Raw genomic sequence first — 8,083 nt, 5'->3', positions numbered from 1 at the left:
CCTCAAAATCCACGGCCCGCTCCTCGTCCTGATCTGGAACTACCTCAGCCGCCAGATCGCCCGCTTCGCCAAAATCGCCGCCAAACCCCCGCAATCCCCGCGCATCCGCGCCAAGACCGAGCGCAAACAAGCCACCGAACCCAAACCCAAACCCAAACCCGCCCTAACCCTGCCGCGCGGCTTCGCGTGGCTGATCCGCCTGCTCCCCAACGGCCCCGCCGCCCCCATCGTCGCCGGTGCGACCGCCCGAGGCGATCTCCAGCTCTTCATGGAAGACCCCATCGTCCAGGCCCTCCTCGCCACCCACCCCAGCCTCGGCCGCATCCTCCGCCCGCTGCACACCATGCTCGGCCTGCGCTACCCACCCAGCATCAAACGCCCCAAATCGACCAAGCCCCGGCCCAAGCGCATCCGTAAACCCAAGCGCCAGCCCAGCTTCATGGACCAATACAAAATCAACCCCGACGGCAGCATCGACTTCACGCAAGAACAACTCCGCGAAATCCTCGGCCCACCCCCACCGCCCGTACCACCCTGGCACCAGCCCTTCGTGCCATCCTTCAACGTCAAAAAAATGTGGCGCAAAGGGCCGTGATTTCCTACGCCTTATTCGTTACGATATCGTAATAAAATATACAAAAAGACAAGGCAAGTCCTTCTTTTTTGTGAACAAAAAAGAAACAAAAAAAACTTTGTTAATTTGGGCCCGTGCCTGTGAAACCGTCCGTGCCCCAGACAAACAAAAGTTTTTTGCTTCTTTTTTACAAAAAAGAAGTGCTTCCCTTCCCCTTCCCTACAACGCGATACGCCGCTCGTCCGATCATAAGACGCGTCAATTTATCGCGCACGCCAGATCACGAGCCGTGCTGCGCCATGGGTGCGTCCGGCGAGCGGTTCGATACCGGGCGGCGGCGGATCGCTCCTGCCGAATTCGGCGGCGATCAGGGCTTCGGGGGCGATCCAGCCGGTTTTAGCGAGCACTGCGATCGCGCGGGGGACCAGGTCGTTGCCGTAGGGCGGGTCGAGCAAAATCAGGGTGTGGGGTGGACCCTGGGGTGGATCGAGCGCGTCGGCGGGGATCAGGCGGGCGCGGTCGGTTGCGTTGCAGGCCGCGATGTTGCGGCGGATCATATCCATCGCGGCGCGGTCGTGATCGATGAAGGTAGCGTTCGCGGCGCCGCGCGAGAGGGCTTCGAGCCCGAGCGCCCCGGAGCCGGCGAACACGTCGAGCACGGCGCTTCCTGCAACCGCGCCTTCGGCCCAGGGGGCGTGCATCAGCATGTCGAACAGCGCCTGTCGCACCCGCCCCGCGGTGGGTCGCGTCGTCAGACCCGGCGGGGCGCCCAGCGCGCGGCCACGCCAGGCACCGGCGATGATGCGCGGCGCCGCCATTATTTGTCCTTGGGCAATTGCTCGCGCAGGACCTTGCCGGTAATTTCGGCAACCGCGCCGCGCACCAGGCTGCCCAGCTGGAACGGGCCGTAGGCCACGCGGATCAGGCGGGTGGTTTCCAGCCCGAGTGCCGCCATGACCTTGCGGATTTCACGGTTCTTGCCTTCGGTGATGCTGACCGAGAGCCACGCGTTGGCACCCTTGGCGGAATCGACCTCCGCGGTGATCGGGCCGTAGCGAACGTCATCGACCGTGATGCCTTCTTTCAGCGCGGCGAGCTTGTCGGAATCGACCATGCCGTAAACACGCACCCGGTAGCGGCGGTGCCAGCCCGTGGTGGGAAGTTCGAGCCGGCGGGCCATGGCACCGTCGTTGGTCAGCAGCAGCAATCCCTCGCTGTTGAGATCGAGCCGGCCGACGCTGACCACGCGCGGCAGGTCCGCCGGGAGTTTTTCAAACACGGTCGGGCGGCCTTCGGGGTCGCGATGCGTGGTGAGCAGACCATCCGGCTTGTGATAGCGCCAAAGCCGCGTGCGGGCCGGTTCGCCGACCGGGTTGCCATCGACCAGAATGATATCGCCGGGGCTGACGAATGTGGCCGGGTGCTCGACCGTACTGCCGTTGTGCACCACCCTGCCCTCGCCGATCATACGTTCGGCATCGCGCCGGCTGGCGATGCCTGCGCGGGCAAGGTATTTGGCGATGCGCTCGCCCTGCTCGCGGTCCGGCGCGGCGTAGCCCCCTTTTTCGGTCATGACGCAGCACCGACCAGCGCGGCCAGAATACGGGCATCGCCGGGATCGATCAGGAATTCGGGATGCCACTGCACGCCGAGGCAGAACCGGTGAGTAGCGGATTCCACACCTTCGATCACCCCGTCCGGCGCGGTCGCGTTGATCCGCAGCGCGGCACCGGGGTCGCGCACGGCCTGATGATGTGAAGAATTGATCCGCATGGAGGCGGCGCCAACGATCGCAGCGAGCCTCGTACCGGGGCTGATCTGCACATCATGGCCGGGCTGGTCGCGCGAGTTCGGTTGCTCATGGGCCAGGGCGTTCGCGATTTCCGCCGGGATATGCTGGATCAACGTACCGCCAAGGGCCACGGCGAGCAATTGTTCGCCGCCGCAGATGCCGAGCACGGGCATATCGCGCGCCAACGCCCCGCGTAGCAAGGCGAGTTCGGCGGTCGTGCGGCCCTGCTTGAGCGAAACGGTGTCGTGCCTGGTCGCATCACCGTACAGCGCGGGATCGACATCGAACGCGCCGCCGGTGACGACGAGGGCATCGATGAGATCAAGATAGGCGCCAGCCAGTTCGGCGCGATGCGGCACGGCCACTGGAATGCCGCCGGCATCGGCGATCGCGTCCATATAATTCTGGCGGATCGCGTACCAGGGAAATTTCGAGTAGCCGCCCGGTGCCTCGGCATCGAGGGTCAGGCCGATGGTCGGGCGCTTTGTCATATGCGGAGCTAGACCTGTTGGGTGCGCCAAGGCAAGAGAGCGGCATGACCCCGATGGCGCAGGCCCTGATCGAAGCCGGCAAGGCGGCCGCGCGCGGCGAGGTGCCGGTGGGCGCGGTAGTGACCGATGCGGCAGGCGCCGTACTCGCCGCCTTCGGCAACGAGGTGGAGGCGCGCAGGGACGCAACCGCCCATGCCGAGATGCTCGCGCTGCGCGCAGCGGCTTTGCGACTCGGTGGGAAATTTCTGCCGGGCTGCACCCTGACCGTGACATTGGAGCCCTGCCCGCTCTGCGCGGCTGCGGCCTCGCTGTTCAGGATCGAGCGGCTGGTATTTGGCGCGTACGACCCGAAATCGGGCGGGGTCGAGCACGGGCCTCGCGTTTTCGAGCAAACCACCTGCCATCATCGGCCTGACGTGGTGGGCGGCGTGGCCGAGCGGGAGAGCGCCGAACTGCTGACGAACTTTTTCAAAACGCGGCGCGACCCGGCAAATTCTGCCGAGCGTTAACCAAACGCTTACCTTCATCTGACATTCTTGCACTGCGACAAAATCGTCGCGACAGCAGGATGAACCGATGCCGCTCCGTGTCCCGCCACGCAGACCCCTGACCGGGGGGTTTGGCGCCCGATGAACAAACTGATCGAGAATTTGCGTGCACTCGGCCCGGTGAAGCTCGGCGCCATGGCCGCCGTGGCAGTTGGCGTGCTGGCGTTGATGGCCACATTGGCAGTAACCGGCGGGCCCAGCCCCAACGCCACCTTATACGACGGGCTCGGCCTGAAGGACGCGAGCAACATCACCACCGCTCTGGCGGCTGCACACATCAAATACGAGATCGGCGACAACGGCCACAGTATCATGGTGGAGCCGACGCAGTTGGATCAGGCGCGGCTGCTCTTGGCCCAGCATGATCTGCCGGCGGGCAGCTCGAGCGGTTTTGCGATTTTCGATCATCAGAACCCACTGACCGGCTCGGATTTTCTCGACCGGATCGATGAGACCCGTGCGATCGATGGCGAATTGGAGCGCACGATCGATCTGATCCAGGGCATTCGGTCTTCGCGGGTTCAGGTAGTCTTGCCCCAGGCGGACGATTTCAGCCTGCATACCGCCCCGGCACAAGCGAGCGTCATGCTGTCGCTCGCGGGCGCCGCACCGCTCGACCGGCAGAGCATCGATGCGATCCTGAATTTGGTGGCCTCCGCCGTGCCCGGATTGAAACCTTCAAATATCTCAATCGCCGATGATCGAGGCGATTTGCTGGCACAGGCGGGGCGCAACGACAACGCCATGCTCGATGCCCGGGATGCCAGCCTGAAGCAGGCAACCGAGCAGCATTTGACCGATGCTGTACGCTCGATGCTGGACGCCGCGTTGGGACCGAATCAGGTGCGGGTCGTCACGGCGGTCTCGATGAATTTCGACCGGACCGCGCAGACCGCGACAAGCTACGACCCGAACGGCCAGGTGGTGCGCAGCCAGCAGCAAAGCCGGACCAAATCCAACCGGACCGAGAACGATAACAAGACAGTCTCGGTTGCAAACAATCTGCCGGGCGCATCGACCGCTCCGGCGACGCCGAAATCGGTCGATGCAACATCGCGCACCGACCAGACAACGAATTACGAGATCAGTCAGACGGTGAAACACACGATCCACGCGACTCCCGAAATCACCCGGATCAGCGTCGCCGTAATGCTCGATGATGTCCAGGTCAAAGGACCGAAGGGACAGATGATAACCCGGCCCCGCTCAGCGGCGACGATCGCGCGGATCCAGAATTTGGTGCAGACCGCGATCGGGTACGACAAGGCGCGCGGCGATGTGGTCGATGTGCAGTCGATGGCGTTCGCCAATACCAACACGATGATCGCCGCACCGAAACAATCGCTCCTGGCGCGCTTCATGAGCAGCGGCATGCTGATGCCGCTCCTGCGGATCGTGGTGAGCGGCCTGATCGCGCTGGCCGCCCTGCTGGTGGTGTTCCGTCCAATGGTTCGCCGCCTCACGGCACCGCCGGTCCCTGCCAGTGCCGATGCAGCGATCGGGGGTCCCAACCAGGCGGCGATCGCCGGTCCAGACCAGGAGGGGGCGGACAATCCCATCCGGGCGATCGTCGAGTTGATCGATCGCAATCCTGAAGACAGTGTTGCCGTGATCCGTGGCTGGCTTAGCCAGGAAGGGACTTCGTGAGCGGCTCAACCCTAGCGCTGAGCGGCGCGGCGCGTACCGCCATCCTGATGCTCGCACTCGGCGACGAGTATGGCGGCAAGCTGATGGCGATGCTCAAGGATGACGAAATCCGAGATGTCTCGCGCGCCATGGTAGGCATCGGCAAGGTCGGGCCGGAAGTCGTCGAGCAGTTGTGTCAGGAATTTGCCGCGAGCCTCGGCCGGACCAGTTCTGTCTCGGGTTCGGCGGAAGCGACCGAACGGATGCTGCGCGCAATGCTGCCCGCGGAGATGGTCAACCAGATTTTGGAAGATCTCTATGGCCCGGCTGGACGCAACATCTGGGACAAACTCGGCAAGGTGAACGAATCGGTACTCGCCGATTATTTGTGTCACGAACATCCGCAGACGGCATCAATGGTCTTGTCCCGTGTGCCGGCGGAGCATGCGGCGCGGGTGATTCCGCTGTTGCCCGAAGCGCTGGCGATCGATGTTGTCGAACGCATGCTGGCACTCGGCGGCGTACAGCGCGAGGCAATCGACGACGTCGAACGCACGTTGAAGGTCGATTTCATGGCCAATCTCGCATCGAGTGCGCAACGCGATCCGCATGCGAAAATGGCCGAGATCTTCAATTCGTTCGACCGGGCCGTGGAGTCGCGGCTGATCGGCGCATTGGAGGTCAAGAACCAGGATGCGGCGCAGCGGATCAAGGCGCTGATGTTCACCTTCGATGATCTGGTGCGCCTCGCCCCGCAGGATATTCAGACGCTGCTGCGCAGTGTCGAGAAGGAAAAGCTGCCGATCGCCCTTAAGGGAGGCTCCGACCGGATCCGCGAATTGTTCCTCCGTAATCTGTCCGAACGCGCGGGCAAAATGCTGCGTGATGACATCGAAGCGCTGGGCCCGGTGCGGCTGCGCGATGTCGATGCCGCGCAACTCGCGATTGTCATGACCGCGAAAGAGCTTGCGGCACAGGGTGAAATCGAAATCGGCACAGGAAAGGAAGACGACCTTGTCATCTGACAATAGCAATTCACCGGAAACGACCATGCCGCCGCGCGCTCTTGCGGAATTGCCGCTCGCAACACCGGCACCGCGCACCGGCACCGAGGATCATTCGTCATCGCGTGCACCGCGCGACCTCGAGGCGGTTTACGACATCCCCGTGCTGGTCAGTGCTGTGCTCGGCCGATCCACCATGCAGGTCAGTCAATTGCTCAAGCTCGGTCGGGGCGCCGTGGTCGAGCTTGATCGGAAGGTTGGTGATCCGATCGATATTTTCGTCAATAACCGGCTGATCGCGCGGGGCGAAGTGGTGATGATCGACGAGACGAAACTCGGCATCACCATGACCGAAATCGTTAAATCAGATCGAGGCGGTTGAGGCTTAGCAATGCGCATTCTGATCATCGGATCGTTGCAGGGCGAGCTTGGCGTGGCGGCACGGATTGCCGCTTCACGCGGGGCGATGCTCGACCAAGCGGAAACGATCGAGTCTGGCATGCGCCTACTGCGGTTGGAGGCGCGGATCGATCTGATCATTTGCGACGTCTCGCGCGATCTGCCCCGCCTGATGGCGCAGCTCGCCAACGAACGATTCACGACTGCGGTGGTGGCTGCCGGCGCGCAGGATGATGAGGCTGCAGCGGTCGCCGCCATCCGTGCGGGAGCGCGGGAATATCTGCCGCTGCCGCCGGACGCGGAATTGATCGCGGCGATTCTTGCCGCCGTTTCGACCGACCTTCCCTCGGCGCTGGTGGTGCGCGACCCGGCGATGCTTGCATTGCTGGCGAAAGCCGAACAAGTCGCACAGTCGACGGCATCGATCCTGATCACCGGGGAAAGCGGCACGGGCAAGGAGGTTTTGGCCCGGTTCATTCACGCGCAGTCACGCCGGGCGCGGGCACCGTTCATTGCGCTCAATTGTGCGGCGATCCCTGAGGCTCTGCTTGAGTCCGAACTGTTCGGCCATGAAAAAGGGGCGTTTTCGGGTGCGATCGCGCGGCGCGTCGGCAAATTCGAAGCCGCGCACCAGGGCACGTTGCTGCTCGACGAGTTGGCCGAAATGGATATCCGTCTGCAGGTAAAGCTGTTGCGCGCGCTGCAGGAGCGCTGCGTCGATCGGGTTGGTGGTGACCGGCCGATCCCGGTCGATGTGCGGATCCTGGCAGCGACCAATCGTGACCTGCTGGCCGCGATCGATGCCGGCCGGTTTCGCGAGGATCTGTTTTTCCGGCTGAACGTGGTCGCGCTGCATATTCCGCCTTTGCGGGAACGGCCATCCGACATCCCGACGCTCGCGCAGCATTTCGTCGACCATTATGCGGCGCTCAACGAATCCGGCGACAAGCGGTTGAGCGAGAGTGCGATGGCGCGGCTGATGGACCATGCCTGGCGCGGCAATGTTCGCGAGTTGGAAAACGCCATGCATCGCGCTGTTTTGCTGACGCCCGGCGCTCTGATCGATGCCGATGACGTCAGCATCGAAACCCGCCACGTCGCACCTGTGGCCAACGCGGTCAGCGCACGCGGCGAGCCGGGAATGGCTTCTCTGGTGGGCCGGCGGGTCGGGGACGTCGAGCAGGCGCTGATTTTGGAAACATTGCAGCACTGCCTGGGTAATCGGACCCATGCCGCCACGATTCTCGGCATCTCGATCCGTGCGCTGCGCAACAAACTACGCGATTACGCAGCACAGGGCGCCGTGATTCCAGCGGCGCATAACGGGGTCGCTGCATGAAAAACCTGCTCGATCGCGGGGCGATCAACGCTGCGTTCAAGCGGTTTCGGCCCGGTAGCGACATTGGGCTGGCGGTGGCGGTGGTGTGCATCATCACCATGCTCATCCTGCCGTTGCCGCCGTTTCTGCTGGATACCGGGCTCTCGCTGTCGTTTACTTCCGGTATTCTGGTATTGATGGTCGCACTTTTTATTAGAAAGCCCGTCGAATTCACCGTGCCTATCCGGTTGACTCAGACACCCACTAGGGCTAGTGGCCCCCGCCATGGCGGCCATTGACATTCACCAGCGTGACGAACTGGCTTTTCCCC

At 63.3% G+C, this 8,083-nt stretch carries 10 protein-coding genes; 7 read left to right on the top strand and 3 right to left on the bottom strand.

The window, feature by feature from the left end; genetic code table 11:
* On the top strand, window positions 1-595 hold a 595-nt coding region (locus tag B7X49_RS07350; protein WP_286838820.1), incomplete at its 5' end, for a hypothetical protein.
* Between the two features lie 242 nt (window positions 596-837).
* On the opposite strand, the gene rsmD is transcribed toward B7X49_RS07350, so the two are convergent.
* Genes rsmD through B7X49_RS07335 form a run of 3 tightly spaced genes read right to left on the bottom strand, consistent with a single transcriptional unit; the run spans window position 838 to window position 2,857 of the window.
* Entirely contained in the window at window positions 838-1,392 is a 555-nt protein-coding gene (rsmD, locus tag B7X49_RS07345) for a 16S rRNA (guanine(966)-N(2))-methyltransferase RsmD (RefSeq protein ID WP_286703061.1), read from the bottom strand.
* The gene (locus B7X49_RS07340; RefSeq protein ID WP_286703060.1) at window positions 1,392-2,147 is read right to left on the bottom strand and encodes a pseudouridine synthase; all 756 of its coding nucleotides are present in this window, start codon (window positions 2,145-2,147) and stop codon (window positions 1,392-1,394) included. The genes rsmD and B7X49_RS07340 overlap by 1 nt, the downstream gene beginning before the upstream one ends.
* Window positions 2,144-2,857 carry a gamma-glutamyl-gamma-aminobutyrate hydrolase family protein gene (locus B7X49_RS07335; RefSeq protein WP_286703059.1) on the bottom strand — a complete coding sequence of 238 codons (714 nt, stop codon included), beginning with the start codon at window positions 2,855-2,857 and terminating at the stop codon, window positions 2,144-2,146. Before B7X49_RS07335 ends, B7X49_RS07340 begins: the two co-directional genes overlap by 4 nt.
* A gap of 53 nt (window positions 2,858-2,910) precedes the next feature.
* On the opposite strand from B7X49_RS07335, the gene B7X49_RS07330 reads away from it, so the two are divergent.
* The 6 genes from B7X49_RS07330 to B7X49_RS07305 all read left to right on the top strand — a co-directional run bounded on the left by B7X49_RS07330 (window position 2,911) and on the right by B7X49_RS07305 (window position 8,051).
* Complete coding sequence (locus B7X49_RS07330) at window positions 2,911-3,366, top strand: nucleoside deaminase (protein WP_286703117.1); 456 nt, start codon at window positions 2,911-2,913, stop codon at window positions 3,364-3,366.
* A 120-nt stretch (window positions 3,367-3,486) separates the two neighbouring features.
* Window positions 3,487-5,052 carry a flagellar basal-body MS-ring/collar protein FliF gene (fliF, locus tag B7X49_RS07325; RefSeq protein ID WP_286703058.1) on the top strand — a complete coding sequence of 522 codons (1,566 nt, stop codon included), beginning with the start codon at window positions 3,487-3,489 and terminating at the stop codon, window positions 5,050-5,052.
* Entirely contained in the window at window positions 5,049-6,056 is a 1,008-nt protein-coding gene (locus B7X49_RS07320) for a flagellar motor switch protein FliG (RefSeq protein WP_286838816.1), read from the top strand. Before fliF ends, B7X49_RS07320 begins: the two co-directional genes overlap by 4 nt.
* Before the next feature lie 25 nt (window positions 6,057-6,081).
* Complete coding sequence (gene fliN, locus B7X49_RS07315) at window positions 6,082-6,417, top strand: flagellar motor switch protein FliN (protein WP_286703057.1); 336 nt, start codon at window positions 6,082-6,084, stop codon at window positions 6,415-6,417.
* A gap of 9 nt (window positions 6,418-6,426) precedes the next feature.
* Window positions 6,427-7,773 (top strand): sigma-54-dependent Fis family transcriptional regulator, encoded by a 1,347-nt coding sequence (locus B7X49_RS07310; protein ID WP_029314649.1) that lies wholly within the window; start codon window positions 6,427-6,429, stop codon window positions 7,771-7,773.
* Window positions 7,770-8,051 (top strand): FHIPEP family type III secretion protein, encoded by a 282-nt coding sequence (locus B7X49_RS07305; protein ID WP_286703056.1) that lies wholly within the window; start codon window positions 7,770-7,772, stop codon window positions 8,049-8,051. The genes B7X49_RS07310 and B7X49_RS07305 overlap by 4 nt, the downstream gene beginning before the upstream one ends.
* Window positions 8,052-8,083: the final 32 nt, after the last annotated feature.

This window comes from Acidiphilium sp. 34-64-41 (genome assembly GCF_002282635.1).
Classification (GTDB): Bacteria; Pseudomonadota; Alphaproteobacteria; order Acetobacterales; family Acetobacteraceae; genus Acidiphilium; species Acidiphilium rubrum.
Note: the sequence above shows the minus strand (reverse complement) of the source record. Positions and strands in the feature narration are given on the sequence as shown.

Excerpts from the sequence above, each read along its gene's own strand:
- B7X49_RS07310 (WP_029314649.1), top strand. The coding sequence starts at position 6,427 with ATGCGCATTCTGATCATCGGATCGTTGCAGGGCGAGCTTGGCGTGGCG.
- B7X49_RS07330 (WP_286703117.1), top strand. The coding sequence starts at position 2,911 with ATGGCGCAGGCCCTGATCGAAGCCGGCAAGGCGGCCGCGCGCGGCGAG.
- fliF (WP_286703058.1), top strand. The coding sequence starts at position 3,487 with ATGAACAAACTGATCGAGAATTTGCGTGCACTCGGCCCGGTGAAGCTC.
- B7X49_RS07305 (WP_286703056.1), top strand. The coding sequence starts at position 7,770 with ATGAAAAACCTGCTCGATCGCGGGGCGATCAACGCTGCGTTCAAGCGG.
- B7X49_RS07340 (WP_286703060.1), bottom strand. The coding sequence starts at position 2,147 with ATGACCGAAAAAGGGGGCTACGCCGCGCCGGACCGCGAGCAGGGCGAG.
- fliN (WP_286703057.1), top strand. The coding sequence starts at position 6,082 with ATGCCGCCGCGCGCTCTTGCGGAATTGCCGCTCGCAACACCGGCACCG.
- B7X49_RS07335 (WP_286703059.1), bottom strand. The coding sequence starts at position 2,857 with ATGACAAAGCGCCCGACCATCGGCCTGACCCTCGATGCCGAGGCACCG.
- rsmD (WP_286703061.1), bottom strand. The coding sequence starts at position 1,392 with ATGGCGGCGCCGCGCATCATCGCCGGTGCCTGGCGTGGCCGCGCGCTG.